Annotated in this window: 29 protein-coding genes; 4 read left to right on the forward strand and 25 right to left on the reverse strand. The window is 69.9% G+C overall.

Features of this window, described 5'->3' with window-relative positions; translation table 11 throughout:
* Positions 1-14: 14 nt before the first annotated feature.
* The 4 genes from QSK35_RS14145 to QSK35_RS14160 all read right to left on the reverse strand — a co-directional run bounded on the left by QSK35_RS14145 (position 15) and on the right by QSK35_RS14160 (position 4637).
* Positions 15-1325: a MinD/ParA family ATP-binding protein gene (locus tag QSK35_RS14145; protein WP_285746022.1), complete on the reverse strand. Its 1311-nt coding sequence runs from the start codon at positions 1323-1325 to the stop codon at positions 15-17.
* A gap of 98 nt (positions 1326-1423) precedes the next feature.
* Positions 1424-2338 (reverse strand): c-type cytochrome biogenesis protein CcsB, encoded by a 915-nt coding sequence (gene ccsB, locus QSK35_RS14150; RefSeq protein WP_285746024.1) that lies wholly within the window; start codon positions 2336-2338, stop codon positions 1424-1426.
* Entirely contained in the window at positions 2338-3810 is a 1473-nt protein-coding gene (resB, locus tag QSK35_RS14155) for a cytochrome c biogenesis protein ResB (protein WP_285746133.1), read from the reverse strand. Before resB ends, ccsB begins: the two co-directional genes overlap by 1 nt.
* Before the next feature lie 41 nt (positions 3811-3851).
* Positions 3852-4637 (reverse strand): cytochrome c biogenesis CcdA family protein, encoded by a 786-nt coding sequence (locus tag QSK35_RS14160; protein ID WP_285746135.1) that lies wholly within the window; start codon positions 4635-4637, stop codon positions 3852-3854.
* A gap of 117 nt (positions 4638-4754) precedes the next feature.
* On the opposite strand from QSK35_RS14160, the gene QSK35_RS14165 reads away from it, so the two are divergent.
* Positions 4755-5732: a M64 family metallopeptidase gene (locus QSK35_RS14165; protein ID WP_285746026.1), complete on the forward strand. Its 978-nt coding sequence runs from the start codon at positions 4755-4757 to the stop codon at positions 5730-5732.
* Here QSK35_RS14165 and QSK35_RS14170 read toward each other — a convergent pair.
* The 19 genes from QSK35_RS14170 to QSK35_RS14260 form a co-directional block, all read right to left on the reverse strand.
* Complete coding sequence (locus QSK35_RS14170) at positions 5707-6270, reverse strand: TlpA family protein disulfide reductase (RefSeq protein WP_285746028.1); 564 nt, start codon at positions 6268-6270, stop codon at positions 5707-5709. The genes QSK35_RS14165 and QSK35_RS14170 overlap by 26 nt on opposite strands.
* The gene (locus tag QSK35_RS14175; protein ID WP_285746137.1) at positions 6267-6875 is read right to left on the reverse strand and encodes a histidine phosphatase family protein; all 609 of its coding nucleotides are present in this window, start codon (positions 6873-6875) and stop codon (positions 6267-6269) included. The genes QSK35_RS14170 and QSK35_RS14175 overlap by 4 nt, the downstream gene beginning before the upstream one ends.
* A 17-nt stretch (positions 6876-6892) precedes the next feature.
* Positions 6893-8200 (reverse strand): glutamate-1-semialdehyde 2,1-aminomutase, encoded by a 1308-nt coding sequence (gene hemL, locus QSK35_RS14180; protein ID WP_285746030.1) that lies wholly within the window; start codon positions 8198-8200, stop codon positions 6893-6895.
* 11 nt (positions 8201-8211) lie between these two features.
* Complete coding sequence (locus QSK35_RS14185; protein WP_285746032.1) at positions 8212-8526, reverse strand: hypothetical protein; 315 nt, start codon at positions 8524-8526, stop codon at positions 8212-8214.
* A gap of 210 nt (positions 8527-8736) precedes the next feature.
* Positions 8737-9165, reverse strand: a complete 429-nt coding sequence (gene mce1N / locus QSK35_RS14190; RefSeq protein ID WP_285746034.1) for a transport-regulating membrane protein Mce1N — start codon at positions 9163-9165, stop codon at positions 8737-8739.
* A gap of 2 nt (positions 9166-9167) precedes the next feature.
* Positions 9168-9599 (reverse strand): hypothetical protein, encoded by a 432-nt coding sequence (locus QSK35_RS14195; protein ID WP_285746036.1) that lies wholly within the window; start codon positions 9597-9599, stop codon positions 9168-9170.
* Positions 9600-9643: 44 nt separating this feature from the next.
* Positions 9644-10213, reverse strand: a complete 570-nt coding sequence (locus QSK35_RS14200) for a hypothetical protein (protein ID WP_285746038.1) — start codon at positions 10211-10213, stop codon at positions 9644-9646.
* Positions 10210-10605, reverse strand: coding sequence for a hypothetical protein (locus QSK35_RS14205; protein WP_285746040.1), 396 nt, complete (start codon positions 10603-10605; stop codon positions 10210-10212). Before QSK35_RS14205 ends, QSK35_RS14200 begins: the two co-directional genes overlap by 4 nt.
* Positions 10602-11039: a hypothetical protein gene (locus QSK35_RS14210; protein ID WP_285746042.1), complete on the reverse strand. Its 438-nt coding sequence runs from the start codon at positions 11037-11039 to the stop codon at positions 10602-10604. Before QSK35_RS14210 ends, QSK35_RS14205 begins: the two co-directional genes overlap by 4 nt.
* Before the next feature lie 10 nt (positions 11040-11049).
* Positions 11050-11535, reverse strand: a complete 486-nt coding sequence (locus QSK35_RS14215) for a hypothetical protein (RefSeq protein WP_285746044.1) — start codon at positions 11533-11535, stop codon at positions 11050-11052.
* Positions 11520-12494 (reverse strand): porphobilinogen synthase, encoded by a 975-nt coding sequence (gene hemB / locus QSK35_RS14220; protein ID WP_285746046.1) that lies wholly within the window; start codon positions 12492-12494, stop codon positions 11520-11522. Before hemB ends, QSK35_RS14215 begins: the two co-directional genes overlap by 16 nt.
* Before the next feature lie 85 nt (positions 12495-12579).
* Positions 12580-14112 (reverse strand): bifunctional uroporphyrinogen-III C-methyltransferase/uroporphyrinogen-III synthase, encoded by a 1533-nt coding sequence (locus QSK35_RS14225; RefSeq protein WP_285746048.1) that lies wholly within the window; start codon positions 14110-14112, stop codon positions 12580-12582.
* An 18-nt stretch (positions 14113-14130) separates the two neighbouring features.
* The gene (gene hemC / locus QSK35_RS14230) at positions 14131-15066 is read right to left on the reverse strand and encodes a hydroxymethylbilane synthase (protein WP_285746050.1); all 936 of its coding nucleotides are present in this window, start codon (positions 15064-15066) and stop codon (positions 14131-14133) included.
* A complete protein-coding gene (locus tag QSK35_RS14235; RefSeq protein ID WP_285746052.1) occupies positions 15063-16364 on the reverse strand; it encodes a glutamyl-tRNA reductase in 1302 nt (433 codons plus the stop codon). Before QSK35_RS14235 ends, hemC begins: the two co-directional genes overlap by 4 nt.
* Before the next feature lie 37 nt (positions 16365-16401).
* Entirely contained in the window at positions 16402-17148 is a 747-nt protein-coding gene (locus QSK35_RS14240; RefSeq protein ID WP_502881651.1) for a redox-sensing transcriptional repressor Rex, read from the reverse strand.
* Between the two features lie 191 nt (positions 17149-17339).
* Complete coding sequence (locus tag QSK35_RS14245; RefSeq protein WP_285746141.1) at positions 17340-17891, reverse strand: fasciclin domain-containing protein; 552 nt, start codon at positions 17889-17891, stop codon at positions 17340-17342.
* A gap of 145 nt (positions 17892-18036) precedes the next feature.
* Positions 18037-19515 carry a molybdopterin-dependent oxidoreductase gene (locus tag QSK35_RS14250; protein WP_285746054.1) on the reverse strand — a complete coding sequence of 493 codons (1479 nt, stop codon included), beginning with the start codon at positions 19513-19515 and terminating at the stop codon, positions 18037-18039.
* A gap of 57 nt (positions 19516-19572) precedes the next feature.
* Positions 19573-19806 (reverse strand): glutaredoxin family protein, encoded by a 234-nt coding sequence (locus QSK35_RS14255; RefSeq protein ID WP_285746143.1) that lies wholly within the window; start codon positions 19804-19806, stop codon positions 19573-19575.
* Entirely contained in the window at positions 19806-21281 is a 1476-nt protein-coding gene (locus QSK35_RS14260; RefSeq protein WP_285746056.1) for an AMP-binding protein, read from the reverse strand. The genes QSK35_RS14255 and QSK35_RS14260 overlap by 1 nt, the downstream gene beginning before the upstream one ends.
* Positions 21282-21448: 167 nt before the next feature.
* On the opposite strand from QSK35_RS14260, the gene QSK35_RS14265 reads away from it, so the two are divergent.
* From QSK35_RS14265 to QSK35_RS14275, 3 genes are all read left to right on the forward strand, one after another.
* A complete protein-coding gene (locus tag QSK35_RS14265; RefSeq protein ID WP_285746058.1) occupies positions 21449-22069 on the forward strand; it encodes a sigma-70 family RNA polymerase sigma factor in 621 nt (206 codons plus the stop codon).
* A 66-nt stretch (positions 22070-22135) separates the two neighbouring features.
* Complete coding sequence (locus QSK35_RS42715) at positions 22136-23191, forward strand: DUF5667 domain-containing protein (RefSeq protein ID WP_352243835.1); 1056 nt, start codon at positions 22136-22138, stop codon at positions 23189-23191.
* Between the two features lie 17 nt (positions 23192-23208).
* Positions 23209-24114, forward strand: a complete 906-nt coding sequence (locus QSK35_RS14275) for an HAD family hydrolase (RefSeq protein ID WP_352243837.1) — start codon at positions 23209-23211, stop codon at positions 24112-24114.
* Positions 24115-24201: 87 nt separating this feature from the next.
* Here QSK35_RS14275 and QSK35_RS14280 read toward each other — a convergent pair whose 3' ends face one another.
* Both QSK35_RS14280 and QSK35_RS14285 read right to left on the reverse strand, forming a co-directional pair.
* Complete coding sequence (locus tag QSK35_RS14280) at positions 24202-25179, reverse strand: lysophospholipid acyltransferase family protein (RefSeq protein WP_285746059.1); 978 nt, start codon at positions 25177-25179, stop codon at positions 24202-24204.
* Positions 25180-25197: 18 nt separating this feature from the next.
* Positions 25198-26235, reverse strand: a complete 1038-nt coding sequence (locus tag QSK35_RS14285; protein WP_285746062.1) for an NAD-dependent epimerase/dehydratase family protein — start codon at positions 26233-26235, stop codon at positions 25198-25200.
* Positions 26236-26442 lie beyond the last annotated feature (207 nt).

The following is a 26442-nucleotide window of genomic DNA, read 5'->3' on the forward strand; positions in this document are numbered from 1 at the left end:
AGGGGCCCTTTCACTTAGGACGGAAAGTCGTCCGCGACGACCGCGGCGAGTTCCAGCATCGCCAGCCGGGTGTCCGGCGCGAGCTTGTTGAGGTCGATCTCCGCACCCTCTTCGAGGTGCTCGTCGAACGGGATCCGCACCACCGCGCGGCAGCGGGACGCGAAGTGCGCGGACAGCTTGTCCAGGTCGACCTTGCCCGACTTCGGGCGCACCGAGTTGATCACCGCGACGGACCGGGCGACAAGGTCGCGGTAGCCGTGGGCCTCCAGCCAGTCCAGCGTGGCCGCGGACGTCTGCGCGCCGTCGACCGAGCCGGACGACACGAGCACCAGCGAGTTCGCCTGGTCCAGCACTCCGCGCATCGCGGAGTGCATCAGTCCGGTGCCGCAGTCGGTGAGCACGATGTTGTAGAAGTGCTCGAGCAACGCGACCGTGCGCAGGTAGTCCTCGTCGCTGAACGCCTCGGACACCGCCGGGTCCTGCTCGGACGCCAGCACCTCCAGGCGCGACGGCGACTGCGAGGTGTACGCGCGGACGTCGCTGTACTTCGTGATCTTCGAGGCGTCGCGCAGCAGGTGCCGGACGGTCGCCGTCGTCTCGCGCGGGATCTTCAGCGCGAGCGTGCCGCGGTCCGGGTTCGCGTCGACCGCGATGACCCGGTCGCCGCGCAGCGACGAGAACGTCGAGCCGAGCGTGGTGGTCGTCGTGGTCTTGCCGACGCCACCCTTCAGCGACAGCATCGCGATCTTGTAGCACCCGCGCAGCGGCTGGTTGATCCGCGTGATCAGCTCGCGCCGGCGCAGGTCCGCCGGGCTCTCGCCGAGGTTGACCAGGCCGCCGGTCACCGAGTGGACCGTCTTGCGCCAGCCCGACTGCGGCGGCCGCTTCTCCTGCTTGATCAGCTGCTGCGACGAGACGTCGTGCGCCGAGCCCGGCCCCACCGGCTGGTACTGCCGCTGCGGGAAGTTGTTCGGGTACGAGTTCGGGTCCACGTTGTACGGACCGGACTGACCACCGAAGTGGTGCGGCCCGGACTGCCCGCCGCTCACGCCGTACGGTCCGGACTGACCGCCGCCGACCTGGTACGGACCGGACTGTCCACCGCTCACGGGATAAGGGCCGGACTGTCCGCTGACGTGGTACGGGCCGGACTGCCCGCCGCCCACCGGGTACGGGCCCGACTGGCCGCCGCCCACGTGGTACGGCCCTGACGCCGAACCGCTGACGTGCTGCGGGCCGGATTGCGCCGGGTCGATGTAGTCGGTCGTCGGGTCCTTGTACTGCGGGCCGGAGCCCGGTTCCTCACCCGGTGGTTGCCATGTCACCGTGTGGCCTCCTGAGCAAGGCGGATCGAGACCTCCCCGACCCCCACGGTTGCGACGGTACGCAACCCGTGAGGGTTCCCACGACCTGGGGGGAGAAGTCAGTTCAACCCGGCGTACGAGTGCAACCCGCTCGTGACCAAGTTGATGAAGAACAGGTTGAACACGGTGAACGCGAACCCGAGCACGTTGATCCAGGCGGCCCCACGCCCACGCCATCCGGCGGTCGCCCGCGCGTGCAGGTAGGCCGCGTAGACGACCCACGACACGAACGCGACGGTCTCCTTGGGGTCCCAGCCCCAGAACCGGCCCCACGCCGCCTCGGCCCAGATCGCGCCACAGATGATGCCCGCCGTGAACAGCGGGAACGCCAGGACCGTGCTGCGGTAGGCGATGCGGTCGAGCACGTCCGTCGAAGGCACCTTCGGGAACTTCTCCGGCTTCCGGTCCTTGATCAGGAACAGGATGCTCGCGATGCCGGGGACCAGCAGGATGCCGGAGCTGATCGAGATCACCGAGACGTGGATCGCCAGCCAGTACGACTGCAGCGCGGGCATCACCGGCGCGGCCTCGGCGTACAGGACGGTCCCGCCCAGGAACATCAGGATGACGATCGGCAGCAGCACGAACCCGCCGAGCCGGCGGATCGGGAACTTCGCCATCAGCACGATCCACGTGACCACCGCCGCGAGGGTCAGCAGGATCACGTACTCGTACATGTTCCCCCACGGCGCGCGGCCCGTGGACAGACCGCGCAGCACCAGGGCGACCAGCTGCAGCGCCGCACCGAGCACGGTGAGCGCGGCACCCATGCGGCCGAGGCGCTCGGGCCGGCCGAGGTCGCGGCGGGGTTCCTCGACGAGTCCGGGGATGCCGCCCGCGGCCACCGGCTCCTTCTTCGGTGCGCGGCTGAAGGCCTGTTCGCACAGGTAGAGCACCATCGCGAGGACGTAGACGCCGACGGCGCTGTTGAACGTCCAGTCGCTGTAGGTCGCCAGGGTCTCGTTGACCGGCATCAGGTCTCCTTGATCAGCAACGAAGTGGCCAGCCGGGTGAACTCCTCGCCGTAGCCGGCCTGGTCGGTGCGCGCGAGACCGCCGGCCTCGACCAATGTACGACCGTCGTCCTGCCTGGTCGCGCGCACCCAGAACCGGCGGCGCTTGACCGTCAGCGAGACACCGAGGCCGACGATGATCAGCACTGCGAACAGCAGCACCCAGACCTGTGACGGGTCGTGCGAGATCTGCAGCGACACCCAGTCGTTGACACCGTCGAACCGGATCCTGGTGCCGTCGTCGAGGCTGAGCTCGTCGCCGACCGCGAGGTTCTTGCGCGCGACCTTCGTGAGCCGGCCCTGGTCGACCAGCGACTTGTCGATCGAGAAGATCGACTGGCCGCGGCCGTCGTCCGTGCCGAGGTCGCCGCGGTACACGTCGACCGCGACCATCGGGTTGTTCAGCGCCGGGAAGTTCGAGGTGAGGATCGACCCGTGCATCGCCGAGCTCGGCGCGAACAGCCCGGTGACCGCGAGCTGGTTCTTGCGGCGCTGCTCGGGGTCGGTGATGTTCGGCGGGTCGAACTTCGCGGCGCCCTCCGACGCGAGCGTGACCGGGTCTACCGGCACCCATTGCGTGGCGCTGGTGCGCTTCACGCCGTTCGGGAAGGTCACCGTGAACTGCGGCGTGTAGCCGTGGCCCTGCAGGTAGACGCGGTCGCCCGCGGTGCGCAGCGGGTGGTTGACCTCGAGGTCGAACGGCCGCCACGTGCCGCTTTCGAGGTCCTCGCCCGACTGGTAGCCGATCCCGGCGTGGAAGCTCTTCGCCTGGCCGTTGGGCAGGTATTCGGCCTTGAAGTCATCGACCTTCACGCACAACGGGGTGAGGTCGCTGCCGTCGACGCGCAGGCCGGGCCGGAACGTGTCGTAGTTCGCGATGCCGCCGTTGCAGAACTGGCCGCCGTTGGCCTGCACGATGACCGTGCCCTCGTAGCCGACCATCTTGCCGATGGCGAACGAGACCAGCAGGCCCAGCAGTGCGAAGTGGAACACGAGGTTGCCGGTCTCGCGCAGGAAACCGCGCTCGGCGCTGATCGTGTTCTCGTCAGCCTGCTTTCGCCAGCCGCGCAGGTGCTGCTCGGCCTCGGCGAGAACCTCTTCGGGCGAGGAGTCCGTCTCGGCCTGCGCGTGGTGCGGCAACCGGCTGAGGTTGCGCGGCGTGAGGACCGGCTTCGCGGTGGCCTGCTTGAAGTACTCGAAGGTGCGCGGCAGCAGGCACCCGATGAGGCTCACGAACAGCATCAGGTAGATCGCGGCGAACCACGGCGTCGCGTAGACCTCGAAGAAGCCGAGCTTCTGCAGGAACCGGCCCCACCAGCCGTGCTGCGCGACGTACTCGTCGACCTTGCGGGCGTTGAGCGAGAGCTGCGGCAGCAGCGCGCCGGGCATGGCCGCGAGCGCGAGCAGGAACAGCAGGATCAACGCGGTGCGCATCGACGTGAGCCCGCGCCAGGTGTTGCGGAGGAAGGCGATCACTAGAGCGGCAGCCTCACGTCGTTGACGACCATGATCCGCAGCCAGCCCACGAAGTCACCCCAGAGCCCGGTGACGAGCGCGATGCCGACCAGCACGAGCAGGACCCCGCCGAAGATCTGCACCTTGCGGGTATTGCGGCGCAGCCAGCCGGTGACCCGCAACGTCCACCGCGCGCCCAGCGCGATCAGCACGAACGGCACCCCGAGCCCGAGGCAGTAGGCGAGGATCAGCACGATCCCGCGGGCCGTGGCGCTGCCGACCTCGGTGCTGCGCGCGACGGCCAGCACGCCCGCGAGCGTCGGCCCGACGCACGGCGCCCACCCGAACGCGAACACCGCGCCCAGGATCGGCGCACCGATCAGGCCCGCCCTGGGCTTCTTGTGCAGCCGGACGTCCTTCTGCATGAACGGGATCAGCCCGATGAACACCAGGCCCATGCCGATCGTGATCACACCGCCGATGCGCTGGAACGTCTGCTCGTTGAACCAGAGCAGCTCGGTCGCGCCGAGCACGACCATCGACGTCAGCGCGAACACCACGGTGAACCCGAGCACGAACAGCAGCGCCGCCCCGGCGACCCGCCAGCGCCCGGTCTTCGCGGGCTCTCCGTCGGTGACGGCCGGCGCTTCGGCGCCCACCAGACCCGCGAGGTATGCCAGGTAGCCGGGCACGAGCGGCACCACGCACGGTGACGCGAAGGAGATCAGGCCTGCGAGCAGTGCTACCCCGGTGGCCAGCAGCAACGGTCCGCTGACGGCCAGTTGAGTGGGATCCACACAGTTCAGGGTAGGTAGTAGCCCAGATCACGTGACGACCGGTCCTCGGTTGAGTCATCGGTCACCCTCGAAAGTACCTACGATCGCAGCCTTGTGGGTGATAGAGCGGTTCCTTAGCGTCAGCGCATGCGCCCTGCCAGGCTGATCTTGCCGGTGTTGACCGCCGCCATCGCCGTCGTGCTCGCCGCCGCTCCCGGAGCAGCCACCGAAGGGCCGCCCACCGACCGCGAGTGGCGCGAGGTGTTCTCAGAGGACGGTTCGATCACCAAGACACTCGTCCCGGTGGCTCCGCCGTCGACAGAGACATTCCGAACAGCCGCGGCCGCCGACGTCGTCCTCGTCGCGGGCAACGGCCGGCCGGAGGGCCGGTTCGACCTGGTCTTCGTGGGTGACGGCTACACGGCGGACGACCTCGAGGCGTTCAGCGCGGATGTCCGGTCGAAGTGGGCGGAGCTGTCGGCCGTCGAGCCGTTCCGCACCTACGCGTACGGCTTCAACGTGTGGCAGGTCAACGTTGTCTCCCCCGAGTCCGGTGTGGACAACGACCCGACGCTGGGGATCGACCGCGTGACCGCTTTGGACATGGGCTTCTGGTGCCAGGGCCGCGACCGGAACACCGAGCGGCTGCTCTGTGTCAACGAGACGAAGGCCAAGGAGTTCGCCGCGCTGGCGCCCGGTGCCGACCAGGTGATCGCGCTCGGCCACACCACCAAGTACGGCGGTGCCGGCGGCAGCGTGGCCACCGCCGCCGGCGGGAACGCCTCCGCCGGGCAGATCGCGGTGCACGAGCTCGGCCACTCGATCGGCCACCTCGCCGACGAGTACGACTACCCGTACAACCAGTACACGGGCGGCGAGCCGGGCGAGGTGAACGTGACCAAGGACCCGAACGGGGCCAAGTGGTCGCAGTACCTCGGGCAGGAGTCCCCGGACGGTGGCGTCGTCGGGGCGTTCGAGGGCGGGCGGTACTACAAGCTCGGGATCTACCGGCCCACGTCGAACTCGATCATGCGGACGCTCGGCCGGGAGTTCAACCTGATCGGCCGCGACGCGATGACCAAGGCCTTCCAGGCCAAGATCACTGATCCGCCGCCAGCTCCTTGATGATCGGCTCCAGGTCCGGCGCCAGGATCCCCTCCAGGAACACCGCGGCCACCCGGTGCTGCTTGTCCAGCACGAACGTCGACGGCACGGTGTTCGGCGGCAGCCCGCGGAACGCCAGCAGCGCCCGTCCCGACGGGTCGTAGATCGACGGGTACGTCAGGCCACGGTCCTTCATGAAGTCGCGACCGTGGTCCGGCGAGGTCTCCCGGACGTCGATGCCGAGCACCTGCGCGGTCCCGCTGTCCTGGATCTTCTGCAGCTCGGGAGCCTCCGTGCGGCACGGCGGGCACCACGAACCCCAGATGCTGATCACCACGATCTTGCCCGCGTAGTCGGACAGGTTCGCGGTCTTGCCCGGTTCGAGCAGTGACTCCCCGGAGAGCTTGCCGAGCGCCTTCCGCTCGCCCTCCGAGTAGCGGATCTTGACCTGACCGCCGGGAGCGACCAGTTGGAAGTCGCCGCCCGCGGGCGGGGCGGCGTCGTCTCCCGTCGAACAGGCGCCGAGCAGCAACGCCAGCGCCACGAACAACCGCTTCATGCCCCGGTCACCCGAGGGTTGGTCGCGCCGACCGGCTCGGAGTACTCGATGCGGACGAACCGGGAGTCCTCGAACACGAGGGACGTCAGGGACGCCAGGGAGCACTCACGCTTGCGCGGGTCGTGCCACATCCGCTTGCCCTCCAGGAAAAGGCGCAGCGTCCAGATCGGCAGCTGGTGCGAGACGCAGACGGCCTCGTGGCCCTCGGCGGCGGCGCGGGCGCGCTGGGCCGCGGCGAGCATCCGGTGGGCGATCTCGACGTACGGCTCACCCCAGGACGGGCGGAACGGGTTGACCAGCTTCGGCCAGTGCCGCGGCGACCTGAGCGCACCGTCGCCGACCGCGACCTTGAGGCCCTCGAACTTGTTGTCGGCCTCGATCAGATCCGGATCGGTCGCGAGATCCAGGCGGTGCGACGACGCGATCGGCGTGGCCGTCTGTTGCGCACGGTCCAAAGGAGACGCGACGACGTGCACGATGTCGCGGTCCGCCAGGTGTTCCGCGACGGTCAGCGCCTGCTGCTGCCCGCGGTCGGACAGCTTGAAGCCGGGGATGCGGCCGTACAGGATGCCCGTCGGGTTGTGCACCTCGCCGTGGCGCAGCATGTGGACGATGGTCTGCGTCACTTCACAGCCTCCCGGGCCGCGCGCGCCGCGTGCGGCAGTGCGTCGGCGATGATCTCGAACTCTTCCTCACCCATCGCGGCGTTGACGAACCACGCCTCGAACGCCGAGGGCGGCGGGTAGACGCCGCGCTCCAGCAGGGCGTGGAAGAACGGGGGGAACCGCCAGGTCTCGGCGGCCTGGGCGCCCGCGTAGTCGCGCACCTCGTCGTCGGTGAAGAACACCGACACCAGGTTGCCCGCGAACTGCACCCGGTGCGCGACACCGGCCTCGGTCAGTGCCGCGGTGAACAGGCCGCCCAGGCGGGTCGCGTTGCGGTCCAGCGCCAGGTACACCTCGTCGGTCGCGGCCTTGAGCGTCGCGAGCCCCGCGGCGACGGCGACGGGGTTACCGGACAGCGTCCCGGCCTGGTAGACCGGGCCGGACGGCGCCAGGCGCGCCATCACGTCGGAGCGGCCGCCGAACGCCGCCGCAGGGAGGCCGCCGGACATGACCTTGCCGAACGTGTACAGGTCGCCCTCGACGCGTTCGATGCCGTACCAGCCCGCGCGCGAGACGCGGAAGCCCGTCATCACCTCGTCCATGATCAGCAGGGCGCCGTTGTCGTGGCACAGGTCGCGCAGCTGCGCGTTGAAGTCGCCGACCGGGGCGACCGCCCCCATGTTGCCCGCGGCAGCCTCGGTGATCACGCAGGCGATCTCACCGCCGTTGTCACTGTCGTTCTCGGCGAACGCCTTGCGGACGGCTTCGATGTCGTTGTACGGCAACACAATGGTGTCCGCGGCCTGCGCGCCGGTGACACCGGGCGAGGTGGGCAGGCCGAGCGTCGCGACGCCCGAGCCGGCCTGGGCGAGCAGCGCGTCGACGTGGCCGTGGTAGCAGCCGGCGAACTTGATCACCTTGCGCCGCTCGGTGAACCCGCGGGCGAGGCGGATCGCGCTCATCGTCGCCTCGGTGCCGGAGTTGACCAGGCGCACCTGGTGCACCGGGTCGACGCGGTCGATGATCTCCTCGACGAGCCGGATCTCACCCTCGGTGGGCGTGCCGAACGACAGTCCGTGCACCGCGGAGTCCTGAACGGCCCGCACCACGTCCGGGTGCGCGTGGCCGAGGATCATCGGTCCCCACGAGGACACGAGGTCGACGTACCGGTTGCCGTCGGCGTCCCACAGGTACGGGCCCTCGCCGCGGACCATGAACCTGGGCGTGCCGCCAACGGAGTGGAACGCCCGCACCGGTGAGTTGACCCCGCCGGGGGTCACTTCCGACGCGCGCTCGAACAGGGCCTGGGATCGACTCGCAGTCACGTACCCCAGTCTCACACGTCCGGTTCTGGCTCCGGTTCCGGCTCCGGCTTGCGCGGCCTGGCCCGCACCGCCAGCAGGGTCTGGCGCAGGGCGTCGAGCAGCAGCAGCGCCGCGAGTGTGACCAACGCGATGGCGCCGCCGATCCAGTTGCCCTTGTAGCGGGTCGACTGCAGCGGTGCGCCGCCGTCGATCGGGTACTCCAGCCGCACGACGCCGTGCCGCCAGCACCAGTGCGCGGCGAACGCGAGCAGTACGACCGCCACCACCTCCCCGGCGGCGATCAACGCCCGCTTCGGCTGGTGCAGGCTGGGAACGGCAGCTGTCACGCCCGTCACCTTCTCACGACCCCGTTCAACGCACGCAGGAAGGACTCGGGATCACGCGCCCAGCCCAGCACGACGGACCCGTCCGCCAGCCTGATCGGCACCCCGGTCGTGCCGCGCGGCGGCGTCCAGCCACCGCCGCGATGTCGTTGAGCGGCACCCGTTCGCGCCCCTGGCGCAGCTGCAGGCTGGGAACGGCAGCTGTCACGCCCGTCACCTTCTCACGACCCCGTTCAACGCACGCAGGAAGGACTCGGGATCGCGCGCCCAGCCCAGCACGACGGACCCGTCCGCCAGCCTGATCGGCACCCCGGTCGTGCCGCGCGGCGGCGTCCAGCCACCGCCGAGCACGCGGACGCCCGTGGGTGTGCCGACTTCCTCGACCGCCGCGATGTCGTTGAGCGGCAGGCGTTCGCGCCCCTGGCGCAGCTCCTCGGGGGTGAGCCGCACGGAACAGACCTGGCGCCGCCCGTTGACCCACAACGCCGTGGCGAGCACGAGCCCGAGCGCGACCGACCCCCACAGCACGCCGCTGGCCGGACCGGTCAGCAGCTCGACGAGGTAGCCGGCGAGGGCGAACAGAGGTCCCCACAGCACCGGCCACCAGCTGCTGCCGGGTTCGGCGTAAACGACGCGCTCCACAGCTAGTGGAGGTTAGCCCTGAAGTACCCCCGCGACACGGGCAGGAAGCTCAACCCGACCGCGCCGAGCAGCAGCACGAGCCGAACCACGTGCAGCGCAACGAGATCACCGTCGCGCAGGGACGCGAGCAGGAACCCCAGCGCGAGCACGAAGAACAACAGGGCCACGAGCGTCAGCCCGAGCCGCGCCTGGAAGCTGCCCTGCAGGAAGCGGACCACCGGCCACGCCACCCCGGCCACGACGCACACGGTCAGGAACAGATGGGCCACCCACCACAGCTGGTCGACCTGTCCGGACAGCCCGACGACCATCCGCCCGACCGGCCACGAGAGCGCGGCGAGCACCCAGAACATCGCGGCGATGACCACCACCGGTGGCCGCACGACCCGTGTGTAGGTGGTCTGCACCTCGTTCATGCCGCCGATGGGCGACATCCCGGGCTGATAGGGCTGCGCTTGATATCTGCTGGGTTCGTCGTTCATCGCATGTCCGCGATGGAGACGTAGGCGTTGGACGGCGGCAGGAACATCAACACGATGGCCGCGATCGTGAGCCCGGCGGTGAGCACGGTGAGCGCGACGCCCAGCTGCCAGTTCGTGGACGTGAGCGCCGTGATGAACACCACGAAGTTGTAGATCAGCGCGACCCCGCCCAGCACCGCGAGCATCACCCGCGGCCAGTTGCGGCCCGCCCGTAACTTGATCGCGCCGATGATGAACGGGACCGACACCACGGCCCCGCCGACGAACGCCATCCCGGCGAACACCCGTGCCGCGATACGGCCCTCCGCCAGGTCGATCGGGCTCGGGTCGTTGCGCGAGCTCTCCACCATGTTCGCGGCGAAACCGTCCACGTTCGTGAGGATCAGCAGCCCGAGCGACACGACGCCGAGCGCGGTCGCGGCGAGCCACACCCAGGACGCCACCGTCAGCGTCGCCGGCCGCGGCGGCGCCATCTCCCCCGGCGTCACGGACGGCATCGGCGCGGCCCACGAGAAGTCGGACGACACGTGTTGCACCTGGTACTGCGAGTTCTGCGGATCGGTCATGCCCCCACCTCCGCCATCCACTTTGCCGCACTCGGCTGCCACGTGAGCACGATCGCAACCGAGAGCAACAGCAGCGTGACCAGGCTGGAGGCGCTCACCCCGACGATGAGCAGCCACAGCATGTGCCCGACGGCGATGACGGACAGCACCGCGCGCGTCCACCTGCGGGCGCGGTAGAGCTGCACGGTCAGCCACCCGTAGGCGACGGCGAAGAACGCCGAGACGATCGAGAGCGACACCAGCAGGTTCGTCACGTCCGACACCGGCACACCCGCCTTGGCCGCCAGCTCGCCGCGCAACAGCCACAGGCCCACCACGGTGAGCACGGTGAAGACCGCCGTGGCGAGCCAGCACCCGGCCGCCACGCGCACGGCGAGAGGCGGCGGGGTCATTCGGCCTGCTTCGGCCCGGTGAGGTAGTCCGACGACGGGCGCAGGAACAGCAGGACCACCCCGGCCAGGCCGACGAGGATCGGCAGCAGCCCCAGCAGGTTGGTGAAGATCTGGAAGAACAGCGAGAAGCCCAGGTTGATCGCGAGCGCGGTCCGGCCCCAGCTCAACCCGGCCTTGGCCTTGAGGCCGAAGAACACGGCCAGCGCGCCGAACACGACGTTGACGACCGTCGTGCCGATGAGCAGCCGGGTGACGGCCGTGGCGATCTGGTCGTTGCTCAGGCCGGAGGTGCGCCCGGACTGGATCACCGAGTCGATCAGCACCTGCTTGCTGGCCAACGCGTACAGCGCTACGAGCACAAGCAGCACCGCGTACGCGACGGTGAGCCAGAACGCCGTGCGAACGGTGCTCGGCGCTTCCTCAGTTGTGGTCACGCTGCGAACGCTAGGGCTGGTCAGGAACCCTGTCCACACCCGACACGCGTGACGCGAACCAGGCCGCCGCCGTGGGGACGTACATCAGCGCGATGGCCGTCCCGTTCAATCCCAGACCCGCCACGGCCAACGAGGTGTCGACCACCGGCAACTCCGTCGCCACCGCGAGCTGAAGCAGCCCGTAGACGACTGACGCGCCACCGACCAGCGTGAGCACCACGCGAGCCCAGTTGCGGCCTTGGGCCATCCGGTTCGCAGCCTTGACGTACAGCAGCACGATCACGCCGACGATCAGCAGGGTGAACACCATCCCGCCCTGCACGGCCACGTCGACGTCGTCCTGACTCAGCGCGGGTTCGCGTTTGCGGATCTCGGCGACGAGCCGTTCGCGATCGGCGAGCTCGACCATCACCTGCACGAGGCTGACGAGCGCGCTGACGATCCACAGCCAGCGCGCCACATCGACGACCTTCGGTTCGGCTACCGGTCGAGCCAAGTGGCCGCTTCCGCCGCCCAGTACGTGAGCACGATGTCCGCGCCCGCGCGCCGGATGCTCGTCAGCGCCTCGAGCACCGACCGTTCGCGGTCGATCCAGCCGTTGCGCGCGGCCGCCTCGATCATCGCGTACTCACCCGAGATCTGGTACGCCGCAACGGGAACGTCGGCCATGTCGGCCACGCGCCGCAGCACGTCGAGGTAGAACATGGCCGGCTTGACCATGACCATGTCCGCGCCCTCGTCGAGGTCCAGCTGCACCTCGCGGATCGCCTCGCGGGCGTTCGCCGGGTCCTGCTGGTAGGTCTTGCGGTCGCCGGTCAGCTGCGACTCGACGGCGTCGCGGAACGGGCCGTACAGCGCCGACGAGTACTTGGCCGAGTAGGCGAGGATGCCGGTGTCGATGTAGCCGGCCTCGTCCAGCGCACTGCGGATGTGGCCGATCTGACCGTCCATCATGCCGCTCGGCCCGACGACGTGGGCGCCGGCGCGAGCCTGTGCGACGGCCATCTCCGCGTAGACCTCGAGCGTGGCGTCGTTGTCGACGGTGCCGTCGGCCGCGAGCACGCCGCAGTGGCCGTGGTCGGTGAACTCGTCGAGGCAGCAGTCGGACATGATCACCGTGCTGTCGCCGAGCTCGGTGCGCAGGTCCTTCAGCGCGACGTTGAGGATGCCCTCCGGGTCGGTGCTGCCGGAGCCCACCGCGTCCCGCTCGGCCGGGACCCCGAACAGCATGATGCCGCCGACTCCGGCCTGGACGGCGTCGACGGCGGCTTTGCGCAGTGACTCACGGGTGTGCTGGTAGACGCCCGGCATGCTCGCGATCTCGGCGGGCTCGCGCAGGCTCTCCTTGACGAACATCGGCAGTACGAGCTGCCGCGGGCGAACCTCGGTCTCGGAGACCAGGCGTCGCATGGCGGGCGTCGTGCGCAACCGCCGGGGCCGGTGTGATGGGAACACTGGCTGTACTCCCTGCCGTGGGATTGCTATGAAGGGAGCTTTGCAAGCGGTCAGCGCTTGGAAAGCTCCCTTCATAGCATTTCAGTTAGGAACGGCGCAGACGCTTGGTCTTGCGCGGGGGCGGCAGCGCTCCCTCGGCGCGCAGGCGGGCGGCGTGCGCGGCCAGCGCGTCGACCAGCGCCGGGACGTTCGCCTCCTCGGGCTGCACGTCGACGCGGAGGCCGAACTCCCGAGCGGTCTCGGCGGTCTGCGGGCCGATGCACGCGACGAGCGTGCGGGCGTGCGGCTTGCCCGCGATGCCGACCAGGTTCCGCACGGTCGACGACGAGGTGAAGCACACCGCGTCGAAGCCACCGGACTTGATCATCTCGCGGGTCTCGGCGGGCGGCGGCGCCGCACGCACGGTGCGGTAGGCCGTCACGTCGTCGATCTCCCAGCCACGCTCGCGCAAGCCCGCGGCCAGCGTCTCGGTGGCGATGTCGGCGCGCGGCAGCAGCACGCGGTCGACCGGGTCCAGGATGTCGTCGTACGGCGGGAAGTCGTTCAGCAGGCCCTCGCTGGACTGCTCACCGGACGGCACGAGCTCGGGGATGATGCCGAACGAGCGCACCTTCGCGGCCGTGGCCTCGCCGACGCAGGCGATCTTCACGCCGGAGAACGCGCGGGCGTCCAGACCGAACTCGCGGAACTTCTCCCACACCGCGCGCACGGCGTTGGTCGAGGTGAAGACGACCCACTGGTAGCGGCCGTCGACCAGGCCCTTGACCGAGCGCTCCATCTGCGCGGGGCTGCGCGGCGGCTCGACCGAGATGGTCGGGACCTCGACCGCGATCGCGCCGTGGCTGTGCAGCCGGTCGCTCATCGCGCCCGCCTGCTCCTTGGTCCGCGGGACCAGCACGCGCCAGCCGTACAGCGCGCGCGACTCCCACCAGGAGAGCTTCGAACGCGCGGCGGCGGCAGCGCCGACCGTGACCACGAGCGGGCCGTTGAGCTCACCCGCGTCGGCCGCGACCGACGCGAGCGTCGTGTCGATCGTCCGCTGCTGGAAGCCGGTGCCTTCGGCGGTCACCGCGACCGGGGTCTGCGGCGCGAGGCCGTGTTCGACCAGGTTGGACGCGGCCTCGGCCAGGTGGCTGCCGGTCGCGTGCAACACGAGCGTGCCGGGCGACGACGCCAGGCCCGCCCAGTCGGTCACGGCGCGAACGTCGGCCTCGGTGTGCACGGCGCCGAGCGCGGCACCCGCGTACGCGGGGACTGCGGTCGCGGACGGCACGCCGGGCACGACGTCGAACGGGATCGACGTCTTCGCGACGGCCTGCGCCTCCTTCACCACCGAGTCGAGCAGCAGCGGGTCGCCGGCGACGAGCCGGACCACGAGGTGACCGTTCTTCGCCTCGGTCACCAGGTCCTTCGCCACGTCCGCGGACTCGCCCACGGCCGGACGCACCTCGACACCCTCGGCCACCGTCGCGACGACCTCAGCGGGGACGTCGGGGTCCGTGACCACGAGCTCCGCCCTGGTGAGCAAATCGTGGGCCCGTACGGTGAGCAACCCGGTGTCGCCGGGGCCGGAGCCCACGAAAGCGATGCGGCCGGGGGTCTTGCGTGCGCGGGTCATCAGGGCACTCCCCATCGATTACGCCTCTGGGCCGCTGAGCACCGCGGCCCCGAGGTCGAGCAACTCGGCGGCCAGCGCCCGGCCGAGCTCCTCAGCTTCGGTCAAGTCACCGGTGGCGGACGCGCGGAGAAGGGCGTTCTCCGGCGTCGCAGCGACCCCGCGCAACGAGAGGCGGTACACGACCTTGCCCTCGTCGTCGAGATCTTCCACCACGTCGGCCAGCGCGCCGACCGGCGCACTGCAGCCCGCTTCGAGCGCGGCCAGCATGGCCCGCTCGGCGGTCACAGCGGCCCGGCTGGCCGGATCGTCCAAAGTGGACTGAATCAGGTGCTCGGCGTCGACATCGTCGATCCGGCACTCGACTGCCAACGCGCCCTGTGCGGGCGCGGGAAGCATCTGGATGGGCTCCAGCGTCTCGGTGATCTCCGCAGCGCGACCGAGGCGCGCGATGCCGGCACGAGCCAGCACCACGGCGTCGAGCTCGCCCTTGGTGACCTTGCCGATGCGGGTGTCCACGTTGCCGCGCAACGGAACCACGTTCAGGCCGAGGCCCAGCGCCTCGAGCTGCGCGGCGCGGCGCGGGGAGCCGGTGCCCACAGTGGACCCGTTCGGCAGCTCGCCGAGCGTCAATCCGTCGCGGGCGACGAGCGCGTCACGCGGGTCCTCGCGCTGCGGCACGGCCGCGAGCACGAGCCGCGGGTCCGGCTTCGTCGGAAGGTCCTTGTAGGAGTGGACGGCGATGTCGATCTCGCCCAGCGCCAGCGCGTCGCGCAACGCGGACGTGAAGACGCCGATGCCGATCTGCGCGATGGGCGCGTCCGACAGGTCGCCCGGCGTCTTGATCACCTTGATCTCGACGTCGGCGCCCGCGCGCTTCAACGCGTCGGCCACGGTCCCCGTCTGGGCCAGCGCGAGCGCGCTGCCGCGGGTACCGATCCTCAGGGTGCGGGTCACCGCTTGTCACCATCCACAGTGGACACCGCGGCGGGCGCCGCGGGGTCGAGCCCGAAGAGCTCGCGGAGCGCCTCCGCGTACTCCGTGCCGCCGGGCGAGGAGGCGAGCTCCTTCACGCGCACGGTCGGCGTGTGCAACAGCTTGTCGACGACGCGCCGCACGGTCTTCTGCAGCTCGCCGCGCACGGCCGCGTCCAGCTCGGGCAGCCGCGAGTCCAGGCGCAGCAGCTCGGCGTCCACGACCTCGGCGGCGCGCTTGCGCAGCGCCGTGACGGTCGGCGTGACCTCGGCGGACCGCTGCGTCGCCAGGTAGGACCTGACCTCGTCCGCGACGATCTCGGCGGCCCGCCGGGTGTCGCGGCCCGCGGGGGCGTCGGTCAGCCGGCGCTGCAGCGTCTCGAGGTCCACGACCCGCACGCCGGCCAGCTCGGCCGCCGCGGGGTCGACATCCTTGGGCAGACCGAGGTCGCACACGACCAGCGGCTTCGTCCGTGCGGCGATGGCCGACAAGGGCACGACGACGTCGGTCGAGCCGGTGCACGCGAACAGCACGTCGGCCTTCGCGATCTCGTCGGCCAGGTCACCGAGGCCGACCGCGATCGCGGGCACGCCCTCCGTCTGCATGGCGGCGGCCAGGCGCGCGCCGTTGGCCGGCGTGCGGTTGGCGATGACGACCTCGCCGATGTCCGCCCGGCGCAGGTACGCGGCGGCCAGCCCGCCCATCGCGCCGGCGCCGACGAGCAGCGCGCGGCGGCCGACGAGGGTGCCGAGCTCGGCCTCGGCGTCGGCCAGGGCCTCGGACACGACCGACGCGCCCGCGTGGTCGATGTCGGTGTCGGTGTGCACCCGCTTCCCCACGCGCAGGGCGTTCTGGGTGAGCTCGTGCATCGTCCTGCCGACGGTGCCCGCCTCGGCCGCGGCGGCGTAGGCGTGCCGGAGCTGACCGATGATCTGCGACTCGCCGACGACCATCGAGTCGAGGCCGGCGGCGACGCTGAACAGGTGCTCGACGGCCGCGGCCGCGTAATGCACGTAAAAGTGCTCGTAAAGCGTGTTGGCGTCGACCTGGGCGTGCCTGGCGAGGGTGTCGACCACCTCGGACATGCCGCCGTGGAACGTCTCGACGACGGCGTAGACCTCGACCCGGTTGCAGGTCGACAGGACCATCGCCTCGGAGACGCTAGCGCTCTGCAGCAGCTGCTCGAGCACCTTCGGCAGGTCGGGTTCGGCCACGGTGACGCGTTCGAGGACGGGGACCGGGGCGGTGCGGTGCGAGAGACCGACGACGAGCACACTCATGCTGTCACCACGTCTCCCGGAGCCATCCGGCTCACGCTCACGGGCGAATCACCATCCCGTCCACACCGATTCCGTTCACCAGGTCGTTAGCTGCTTCGTCGGCCCGGCGCGCCACGTGGAACGAGAGAATCTGCATCTCGACCGCCAGATCGACCTTGCGCACCTCGACGTTGTCCGGAACCTGGAGGACAACGGGTGCGAAGTTCAGGATGCACTGGACGCCCGCAGATACCAAACGGTCGCAGACGCCCTGCGCGGCGGGCGGGGGCGTGGCGATGACGCCGATCGAGACCTCTCGCTCGGCGCAGACGCGCTGGATGTCCTCGATGTGGTTGACAGGTATGCCTCCTACCGGCACACCTACGAGATCGTCGTCGACGTCGAAGAGCGCGGTGACGGGAAACCCTCGTCCGGGGAAGCCGCCGTAGTTGGCCAGAGCGTGACCAAGGTTACCGATCCCGACGACCGCGACGGAGTGCTTGCGGGTCAGTCCGAGGATCCGTTCGATGTGGCTGACGAGCACCTCGACGTCGTAGCCGACGCCCCGCGTGCCGTACGAGCCGATGTAGCTGAGGTCCTTGCGGAGCTTCGCCGAGTTGACCCCGGCGGCCGTGCTCAGTTCCTCGCTGGAGACGGTGGTCACACCCTGGTCGGCCATGCCGGACAGGACGCGGAGGTACACGGCGAGCCGCGCGACGGCCGCCTCGGGAATGGCTCGGGCCCGTTCCCGGTCGGCAGGCTCCAGTGGGGTGGTCAGATCACCTTCGCCCCGCTGTGATGCCACGCTGCTTGCTCCTCAGGGTGTGCGTATCCGCGGGAGACCTTTCCGCGGAGTGATGCACACACCGTACCGCTTGTGAACGCATGCACAAAGTCGGCTGATCGCTGGTCACAGAGGGTGCCCGATGGGGTGACACCCAGGAGCCCTGCATGTTCACACAGGGCTCCCGTCTCGATTGGTTCAGCTCGATCGGGTCAGGGCGTGAGGACCTTGCCGATGACGAACACGGTGGCGTTCTTGGTCGGGATGTTGCCGCAGAGCACCGGGGCTCCGTTGACCGTCAGGTTGTCGCCGCTGCCCGCGATCTTGAGCTCACCGCCGTTGAGCGCCTTGACCGTGCCAGCCTGCTCCAGGCCCTTGGCGTCGTAGCGCTTGCCGACCACGTGGTACTGCAGGATCGGGGTCAGCTGCGCCGGGTTGCCGGCGAGCTCGGCGAACTTCGCGTCGCCCAGCGCGGCGAACGCCGGGTCGGCGGGCGCGAAGACGGTGATCGCCTCCTGCGAGTTGAGCGTGTCGACCAGGTTGGTCGCCTTCACCGCCGCCACCAGCTTCGTGAGCAGCGGGTTGTTGCTCGCGGCCGTGGCGACCGGATCCATCGCCATGCCCTGCAAGGACCCCTTGTCCGCCGGGTCCTGAGGCACGCCCGCACAGCCGGGACCGAACACGTCGGTCGTCTTCGTCACACCGTCCGCGGCCTTGCTCATCGTGGTGCTTGGGGTGTTGGCGCTGCTGGTGGTCGAGGCCATGTCGTTGCTGCTACACGCCGTCAGTGCCGCCAGGGCGCCGAGAACCGCAAGGGTCTTCCGCACGGGGATCACTCCTTGAATGTTTCGATGTTCACTAAAACATTCGAAGTGACTTCATGATCGGTTCGGGTATTACCCGATCGGGCTACTCGACGGTGAACGAGATCGAGTGCCACCCGGTGGCACCGTCGGGGACCGGCGCGACACGTGCCTGGTCCTGCGTGAACCCGGATTTGTCGGTCGCGCGGCACTCGACGGTGTGGCTGCCCTTGGGCAGGTCGAGCTCCTTGCGCCACATCCGCCAGGTGCTGTCGCTGACGTCCGCGCCCAGCTCGGTCTCCTGCCACGGCCCGCCGTCGACGCGGATCTCCACCTTCGCGACGCCCTTCGGCTGCGCCCAGGCGGTACCCGCGACCACGGTCTTGCTCGGCGTCCTGGCGAGCCCCCTGGGCCGGTCGATCCGCGACATCGTCTTGATCGGCGCCTTCGCCGCCCAGCCGCGCGGGATCCAGTAGCCCTGTTCCTTGGCGAACGTCGTGACGTTGAGGTCGGTGACCCACTTCGTGGCGCTGACGTACCCGTAGAGACCTGGAACGACGAGCCGGGCCGGGAAGCCGTGCTCCTGCGGGAGGGCCTCGCCGTTCATCCCGATCGCGATCATGCCGCGTTCGAGCACGTAGTCCAGCGGGCTGCCCGCGGTGAAGCCGTCCTGGCTGGTGCTGAACAGCTGGTCGGCGCCGGCCTTGACCCTGGCCTCGGTGAGGACGTCCCGGATCGGGACGCCGATGAAGTTCGCCGTCGAGATGTACGGGCCGCCCACCTCGTTGGAGACGCAGGTCAGCGTGACCGTCTCCTCGACCAGGTCGCGCTTGCGGATGTCGTCGAACCGCAGGACGAACGGGTTGTCGACCATCCCGTGCACCCGCAGCGACCACTCCTCGGCCCTGATGCGGGGCACGGTCAGCGCGGTGTCGATCCGGTAGAAGTCCCGGTTGGACGTGATGAAGGTGGGCGACCCGTCCTTGGCGAAGTCGGCGTTGACCGGGATGGGCTTCGCGGGCGTCTTCGCCTTGATCTCACCGATGGCCTCGCGCGAGCTCTGCACGTCCACCCGGTTGCCGAACAGGTGCCCGGCGGCACCGGCCACCGCCGCCGCACCGGCGATCGCGAGGAACTCCCGGCGGTTGCCGGCCTCGGGCTCCTCGGTGGCCTTCCTGTGCAACCACCGGAACGCCCACACGCCGACGAAGACGCTGGTCACGGGTGCCAGGACGCCCAGCTGCCCGACGTCCGGGCGGGCCAGGACCGCCGCCACGCCCAGGAGCCCCAGCGCGATGGCGACGATCGTTCCCGGCGTCGGGGTCCGCCTCGATGCCAGGCCCGCCGCGGCCGCCGCGGCGATGATCACCACGGCCATGCCGGTCAGCAGCACCACCTTGTCGTAGGTGCCGAACGTGGTGACCGCGAAGTCCTTCAGCCAGCTCGGGGTCAGGTCGATCGCCGTGTTGCCCACCGCCAGGAACGGCGACGCGCTCAGGCCGACGACCGCGCCGACTAGGTGGCCGGCGGCCAGGGCGGCGGCGACGGCGAGGACACCGACGAGGGCGGCGGTCACGGGCTTCATGCCCTTAATTCGACACCCGTCGGCCGGTGGTTCGCCCGGTTCGTAAGGGAGCGGTAATCAGGCCAGCGCGGCCCGCAACCGCTCCTCCTCCACCTGCCAGTACCCGTGTTCCTTGCCGTCCACGAGGAACACCGGCACCCGATCCCCGTACTCGGCCCGCAGCTCGGGATCGGTGTCCACATCCTCGACCGACCAGGTGGCACCGAGCTCGGCACAGATCCGCGCCACCTCGGCCTTCGCCACGTCGCAGGAGTGGCAGGTGGAGCGGCTCATGATCGTCACGTGGTGCATCACGCCCCCAGCGGCTTGCGGAGCACGGCACGGGCGAGCTTGCCGGTGGGCGAGTGCGGCAGCGCGGGCGCGAACTCGACGACCGTCGGCACCTTGAACTTCGCGAGCCGCTCGGCGCAGTGCGCGACCACGTCGTCCGAGGTCAGCGAACCCTCCTCGTGCAGCACCAGCACGGCCTTCACCGACTCACCGGTCCGCTCGTCCGGGATCCCGACGGCAGCGGCCTCAAGCACGGCGGGCAGCTCGCACAGCACCTGCTCGACCTCGTGCGGGTAGACGTTGAAGCCGTTGACGATGATCAGGTCACCGGCGCGGTCGACCAGGTGCAGGTCGCCCTCGGCGTCGAAGTAGCCGACGTCGCCGGTGCGGAACCAGCCGTCGGCGTCCGGGCCGTGCGCACCGTCGGGCCAGTAGCCGCTGAACAGGTTCGCGCCGCGCGCGGACACCAGCCCGGTGCCCGGCTCGTCCTCGTCGAGGTCCAGCACCGAACCGTCCGTGTCGACGAGCCGGATCTCGACGCCGGGGAGGGCCTTGCCGACCGAACCCGGCTTCGGGACGCCGTCGACCAGCGTCGACGTCAGCACCGGACCGGTCTCCGTGAGGCCGTAGCCCTCGTGGATCGGCAGGCCGACCGCCTGCCGCATCTCGTCGATGACGCCCGCCGGGAGCGGGGCCGCGCCGGAGGTGAAGAGGCGGACCGTGGCCAGTTTCGCGCGGAGGTCCTCGGCCGGCGTGGACAGCAGCGCGCGGTACATGGGGGGCACACCGACGACGGTGGTGACCCGGTGCTGTTCGATTGCTTCCAGCGCGGATGTCGCGTCGAATCGTTCCAACAGCACCGCGGTCGCACCCGCGCCCGCGACCTGCAGGAGTCCAGGACCGAGGCCGTAGACGTGGAACAGCGGCAACGCCAGCAGCACCCGGTCGCTCGCGTTCACCGGAGCGGGCCGCAGCGACGCGCACTGCTCGACGTTCGAGATGAGCGCGCGGTGCGACAGCATCGCGCCGCGCGGGACGCCGGACGTGCCCGAGGTGTAGCCGAGCACCGCGAGATCCTCGCCACCGCGCAGCGCCTCGAACTCGGGTCCCTGCTCGGTCAGCGAGGGCGCGGACAGCACCGTGGCGTCGGAGCCCGTGCCGTCGCCCACCAGGATCCCGGCGCCGGAGTCGGCGAGGACGCGCTGCAGTTCGCGGGCGGGCTGGCCGCCGCCGAGCGGCACGACGACGCCGCCCGCGCGCAAGACACCGAACACCGCGACGGCGAACTCGGGCGAGGTCGGCAGGCGTACTGCCACTCGGTCGCCCGGTTCCACGCCGGAATCGGCCAAACGGCGGGCGAAAGCGTCGACGGCGGCGTCGATGGTTTGCCAGGTGTAACTAGAGCCGCTCGCCACGTCGATAAGGGCTGCGTGTTGAGGACCACGCCGCGCCGAGGCACGGACGAGATCGGCGACATTGCGAGCGGAAGTCAACATGGCCTCCTCATGAACAACTGGACGCGTGGAGCAGTCTTCCATGCGTGGCCAGCGTCACGAAGCGACGTGAAGGGCGTCGCACAACCGAGACACGTCGCCGCTACCTACTACGGAGTAACAACACGTATGCTGCCGCCACGGCGACTCTGTGGAGGTGCCGCCAGCCGATGACCGCCAGGGCTAGACCGACCACGATCAGGACCACCCGAGCCGCGACGGGAGGTCCGAACGACAACGCCGCAGACGAGCCGTGGCAGCTCGTGCAGGCCGCCCAGCAGGGTGACACCGACGCGTTCGGCCTGCTCTACGACCGGTACGTCGACATGGTGTTCCGCTACGTGCTGTTCCGCGTGAGCGGTGACCGCGCGCTGGCCGAGGACGTCACCAGCGAGACGTTCCTGCGCGCGCTGCGCAGCATCGGCAACGTCACCTACCAGGGCCGCGACGTCGGCGCGTGGTTCGTGACGATCGCCCGCAACATCGTGTTCGACCACGTGAAGTCCAGCCGGTACCGGCTGGAGATCACGACCCCGGAGCTCTCCGACGAACGCGAGGTCACGGCGGGCCCCGAGCACGAGGTCATGACCGAGGCGGCCAACGCGGAGCTCCTCCGCTGCGTCCACCAATTGGGTGATGACCAGCGGGAATGCATAGTCCTTCGGTTCATCCAGGGTCTGTCCGTATCGGAGACGGCGGAACTGATGGGCCGCAACGAGGGTGCCGTCAAGGCACTGCAACACCGGGCAGTACGCCGGCTCGCGCAGATTCTGCCGGGCTGGCTGCGATGAATACCGCGGTGATCATCATCGCACTCGCGTAACCCACGCGAGATCAACTTCGTTACTCGGGTCGAGATGGCAGGCAAGAGACAGACGCCTCGGTGGCGACACAGGGAGCACGAGCGATTCGCCCGTGCGGTGGAAGGCGGCCCGCACGACGCCGCTGAGCTCGGCGACGAACTGGCGGTCGTCGCGTTGCTCAAGCAGGTGCGGATCGAGGGGCCGGACCAGGCCACCAGGGAACGGATGCGGCAGCGGATCCTCACCGCCGAACCGCCGACCCCGCTCGCCACCCGCCGGATCAGTGCCAGGGCGCGATTAGCAGTCGCGGCGGCCGCCGTGCTGTGCCTCATCATGTCGCTCGCGGGCATGAGCGTCCTGCTCAGCCGCGACGCACTGCCCGGTGATCCGCTCTACGGCGTCAAGCGCACGGCCGAGTCGGCCTCGCTCGGGTTCGTCTTCAACGACGAGTCCCGCGCGCTCAAGCACCTCGAGTTCGCCGCGGCCCGCATCACCGAGATGGAAGCCCTGGCCGAGCGCGGTGCGCGCAGCTCCGACCACCTGACGGCGTTGACCGACCACGACGCGGACGCCACCGAGGGCACGCGCGAGCTGACCACGTACGGCACGAACGGCGACGGCCGCGTGCTGGCGTCGCTGCGCGACTGGGCCCAGTCCCAGACCGCCCGGCTGACCGCGCTGCGCCCCAGGCTGCCCGCGGACGTCGTGGACCGCGCGAACGGCTCGCTGGCCCTGCTCGGCCGCATCGCGCAGCGTGCGGACGAGCTGGACGCCCGCACGGCCTGTTCCCCGATCACCAGCGGCGAGACCGACGGCCTCGGCCCGCTGCCCGCCCAGGACTGCTCGAAGATCGTGGTCGACCCGAACGCCTCGTCGAGCCGGATCCCGTCGACGGACCCGACCACGCCGGGCTCCTCGTCGGGCACGTCGTCGCCCTCGGTGCCGGGCAGCCCGCCGCAGCAGGCCCAGCCCACCACACCGGGCCAACTGCCACTGCCGTTGCCGCCGGTGAACACTCCGTCCACCCAGCCGGGCATCACCATCCCGTTGCCGTTACCGCTGCCGAGCATCTCGTTACCGGGACTGCCCGGAATCAGTTTCGGCAACTGATCGCTAGGCTGGGGCCCATGTCACGGAGGCGTGAGGTGGAGAGCGCGGCTGAACGCGACCTGCGGGCGAAGGTCGCTGGTGAGGCGTCGGCGGAAGCCGCCGTGGCCGCTGCCGCCGCACCGGAGCTCGAAGCCTCCCTGACCGTGCCGACAGACCTCACCGCGGCGGCCTTCTTCGACGTGGACAACACGATGATGATGGGCGCGTCGATCTTCCACTTCGCCCGCGGCCTGGCCGCGCGCAAGTACTTCACGACGTCCGACCTGGCCGGCTTCATCTGGCAGCAGCTGAAGTTCCGCGTCGGCGGCCGCGAGGACCCGGAGTCCGTGAAGGCCTCCCGGGAGCAGGCGCTGTCGTTCGTCGCGGGCCGCTCGGTCGCCGAGCTCGTCTCCCTCGGTGAGGAGATCTACGACGAGCTGATGGCCGACCGGATCTGGACCGGGACGCAGGCCCTCGCGCAGATGCACCTCGACGCCGGGCAGCGCGTCTGGCTCGTCACCGCCACGCCGGTGGAGCTGGCGACGATCATCGCCCGGCGGCTGGGTCTGACCGGCGCCCTGGGCACCGTCTCCGAGCACGTCGACGGTGTCTACACCGGACGGCTCGTCGGGGACATGTTGCACGGCAAGGCGAAGGCGCAGGCCGTGCGCGCGCTGGCGGCCAAGGAGGGCCTGAACCTCAAGCGCTGCACGGCCTATTCGGACTCGTCCAACGACGTGCCGATGCTGTCCGCCGTCGGCACCGCGGTCGCCGTGAATCCGGACTCGCAGCTCCGGGAGATCTCCCGCAAGCGCGGGTGGGAGATCCGCGACTTCCGGACCGGGCGCAAAGCGGCCAAGATCGGGGTGCCGAGCGTGCTCGGCGCCGGCGCGCTGGCCGGCGCCGTGGCTGCGGGTCTGGCCTACCGCCGCAAGGGCCGCTGACCGCGAGTCCCACCTTCCCGCACCCCGTGTCCCACCTTCCGGCGACCCGAGGGTGGGACTCACCGTGCACGAAGGTGGGACTCGCGGTCAGCCCAGGAACACGTTGCGCCGCTGGGTTAGCAGCCGGTACAGCGTCTGCTGGATGGTCTCGCGCACCTGGTCCGTCAGGTTGAACACGAGCATGGGGTCCTCGGCCGGGTTCTCCCCGAACACGTCCGTCCGAATCGGCTCACCGAACTCGATGTACCACTTGGACGGCAATGGGATCGCGCCCAGCGGTCCGAGCAACGGGAAGAACGGCGTCACCGGGAAGTACGGGAACCCGAAGAGCCGCGCCAGCGCCTTGATGTCGCCGATCATCGGGTAGATCTCCTCCGCGCCCACGATGGAGCACGGGATGATCGGCACCCCGGTCTTCAGCGCCGCCGACACGAAACCGCCACGGCCGAAGCGCTGCAGCTTGTACCGGTCCTTGAACGGCTTGCCGATGCCCTTGAAGCCCTCCGGCCACACGCCGACGAGCTCACCGGACGACATCAGGCGCTCGGCGTCCGGGTTGCACGCGAGCGTCTGGCCCGACTTGCGCGCGAGCGCGCCGAGCATGGGCGTGCGGAACACCAGGTCCGCGCCCAGCATGCGGAGGTGCCGCTGGTTGGGGTGCTCGGAGTGGATGCCGTAGGCCGTCATCAGCGCGTCGAGCGGCAGCGTGCCGGAGTGGTTCGCGACGATCAGCGCGCCGCCGGTGGCGGGGATGTTGTGGATCCCGATCGTCTCCGCGCGGAACCACTTCTCGTACAACGGTTTCAGCGGCGGCAGCAGCACGTTGTCGGTCAGGTCCTGGTCGAACCCGAACTCGTCGACCTGGTAGTCGCCCGCGATGCGGCGGCGGGCGAACGCCAGCACGTCGGCGAGCCTGCGTTCCCAGTCCGGGGCAGCGGTCTCCTCGACCGCAGCCGTTGTCTCAGGCTCGGGAACGACCTCCACCTGTGGTCTGGTGCGGCGTTGGCGAGCCTGTTCGGCGCCACCGTGTAGTGGGATAACGCGTGCTCCTGCCACAGCGTCCATCTCCTTGAAAAAGTTCCGTCAGCGGAGCTTGGCGGCGGTCGCGAGCACGGTCTGCTCCGCGGCGGCCACCAGCTCGGGGTCGATCAGCGGGCGCAGACCCCGCCCGTTCACGTAGTCGTCGAAGGCCTGCTGGGTGGTCCACCGCGGCGTGAACCCGAACTCGGTCTTGAGCAGAGTCGTGTCGACGACACGCCCCCAGTTGAGGAACCTCATCTGGTCCGGCGAGAAGTCGACGAGCCGGGCGCTGCGGAACAGACCCCCGACGGTCGGCACGGCCACGCTGGGCACCGGCAGGTTGATCCGGCCCGCCCGCCGGATCGCCTGAGACAGGAGCAATACCCCGTCGCCGCCGACGTTGAACACGCCGGGCAGATCGTGCATCGTCGCGCGCTCCAGCACGGCGAGCGCGTCTTCGGAGTGCAGCAGCTGCACCCTCGCGTCGTACCCCAGCACGGTCGGGACGACCGGCAGGGCGAAATACCTGGTGAGAACGGTGTCGATCCGCGGTCCGATGAAGTTCGTGAACCGCAGCGTGGTCACGTGCACGTCCGGCCTGCGGCGGCCGAACCCGCGGACGTAACCCTCCACCTCGACGGCGTCCTTGGCGTACCCGCTGGACGGCAGGTCCTTCGGCCCCATGCCCTCGGTGAAGACCGCGGGGTCGCGCGAGCTGGAGCCGTAGACGGCGCTGGTGGACTTGACGACGAGCTTGCGCACCTGCGGCGACTTCTGGCACGCGGCCAGCAGTTGCATGGTGCCGATGACGTTCATCTCCTTCATCACCGTCCGGCCGGTGGGCCCGGCCGGGTTGGCGGTCACCGACGCGTGCACGACGGTGTCCACGTTCGCGGTGGAGATGACCTTGGCGATCAACGGGTTGCGGATGTCGGCGCGGACGAACTCCGCCCGTCCCATCCGGCGCAGGAGGTCACGAGGCGGCGGCTCGGTGTCCACTCCGAGCACCCGCTCGATCTCCGGGTTGGCGGCGAACCGCGCGGCGAGGTGACCGCCGAGGAAGCGGCTCACTCCGGTGACGAGGACGACCTTGGGCGTCATGCGGCTCCAAGCTCAGGTGCGTGGGACTGGTCGATGCTACAAGCCGAATTGATGACTGACGCGTTCCGGAACGCCCTCTTGACGCAGGTCACGCAGGCTTTACGGGCTAATCACCCGAACGGCGGCGACCGTTCCCGTGGTTCTCACGGTAACTCCCACATGCTGAAATGCAACCGCCGCCGGCCCCAGGCGGGACCGGCGGCGGTG

Source organism: Lentzea sp. NBRC 105346 (genome assembly GCF_030269605.1).
In the GTDB taxonomy this organism is placed as follows: Bacteria; Actinomycetota; Actinomycetes; order Mycobacteriales; family Pseudonocardiaceae; genus Lentzea.

What these genes read in the sequence shown, in the direction of transcription:
- ccsB (WP_285746024.1), bottom strand. Translation starts at nt 2,338, where the DNA reads ATGCCGGTCAACGAGACCCTGGCGACCTACAGCGACTGGACGTTCAAC.
- resB (WP_285746133.1), bottom strand. Translation starts at nt 3,810, where the DNA reads ATGCGCACCGCGTTGATCCTGCTGTTCCTGCTCGCGCTCGCGGCCATG.
- QSK35_RS14165 (WP_285746026.1), top strand. Translation starts at nt 4,755, where the DNA reads ATGCGCCCTGCCAGGCTGATCTTGCCGGTGTTGACCGCCGCCATCGCC.
- QSK35_RS14170 (WP_285746028.1), bottom strand. Translation starts at nt 6,270, where the DNA reads ATGAAGCGGTTGTTCGTGGCGCTGGCGTTGCTGCTCGGCGCCTGTTCG.
- QSK35_RS14175 (WP_285746137.1), bottom strand. Translation starts at nt 6,875, where the DNA reads ATGCTGCGCCACGGCGAGGTGCACAACCCGACGGGCATCCTGTACGGC.
- QSK35_RS14195 (WP_285746036.1), bottom strand. Translation starts at nt 9,599, where the DNA reads ATGTCGCCCATCGGCGGCATGAACGAGGTGCAGACCACCTACACACGG.
- QSK35_RS14200 (WP_285746038.1), bottom strand. Translation starts at nt 10,213, where the DNA reads ATGACCGATCCGCAGAACTCGCAGTACCAGGTGCAACACGTGTCGTCC.
- QSK35_RS14205 (WP_285746040.1), bottom strand. Translation starts at nt 10,605, where the DNA reads ATGACCCCGCCGCCTCTCGCCGTGCGCGTGGCGGCCGGGTGCTGGCTC.
- QSK35_RS14225 (WP_285746048.1), bottom strand. Translation starts at nt 14,112, where the DNA reads ATGACCCGCGCACGCAAGACCCCCGGCCGCATCGCTTTCGTGGGCTCC.
- QSK35_RS14235 (WP_285746052.1), bottom strand. Translation starts at nt 16,364, where the DNA reads ATGAGTGTGCTCGTCGTCGGTCTCTCGCACCGCACCGCCCCGGTCCCC.
- QSK35_RS14245 (WP_285746141.1), bottom strand. Translation starts at nt 17,891, where the DNA reads ATGGCCTCGACCACCAGCAGCGCCAACACCCCAAGCACCACGATGAGC.
- QSK35_RS14250 (WP_285746054.1), bottom strand. Translation starts at nt 19,515, where the DNA reads ATGAAGCCCGTGACCGCCGCCCTCGTCGGTGTCCTCGCCGTCGCCGCC.
- QSK35_RS14255 (WP_285746143.1), bottom strand. Translation starts at nt 19,806, where the DNA reads ATGCACCACGTGACGATCATGAGCCGCTCCACCTGCCACTCCTGCGAC.
- QSK35_RS14260 (WP_285746056.1), bottom strand. Translation starts at nt 21,281, where the DNA reads ATGTTGACTTCCGCTCGCAATGTCGCCGATCTCGTCCGTGCCTCGGCG.
- QSK35_RS14265 (WP_285746058.1), top strand. Translation starts at nt 21,449, where the DNA reads ATGACCGCCAGGGCTAGACCGACCACGATCAGGACCACCCGAGCCGCG.
- QSK35_RS42715 (WP_352243835.1), top strand. Translation starts at nt 22,136, where the DNA reads ATGGCAGGCAAGAGACAGACGCCTCGGTGGCGACACAGGGAGCACGAG.
- QSK35_RS14275 (WP_352243837.1), top strand. Translation starts at nt 23,209, where the DNA reads ATGTCACGGAGGCGTGAGGTGGAGAGCGCGGCTGAACGCGACCTGCGG.
- QSK35_RS14280 (WP_285746059.1), bottom strand. Translation starts at nt 25,179, where the DNA reads ATGGACGCTGTGGCAGGAGCACGCGTTATCCCACTACACGGTGGCGCC.
- QSK35_RS14285 (WP_285746062.1), bottom strand. Translation starts at nt 26,235, where the DNA reads ATGACGCCCAAGGTCGTCCTCGTCACCGGAGTGAGCCGCTTCCTCGGC.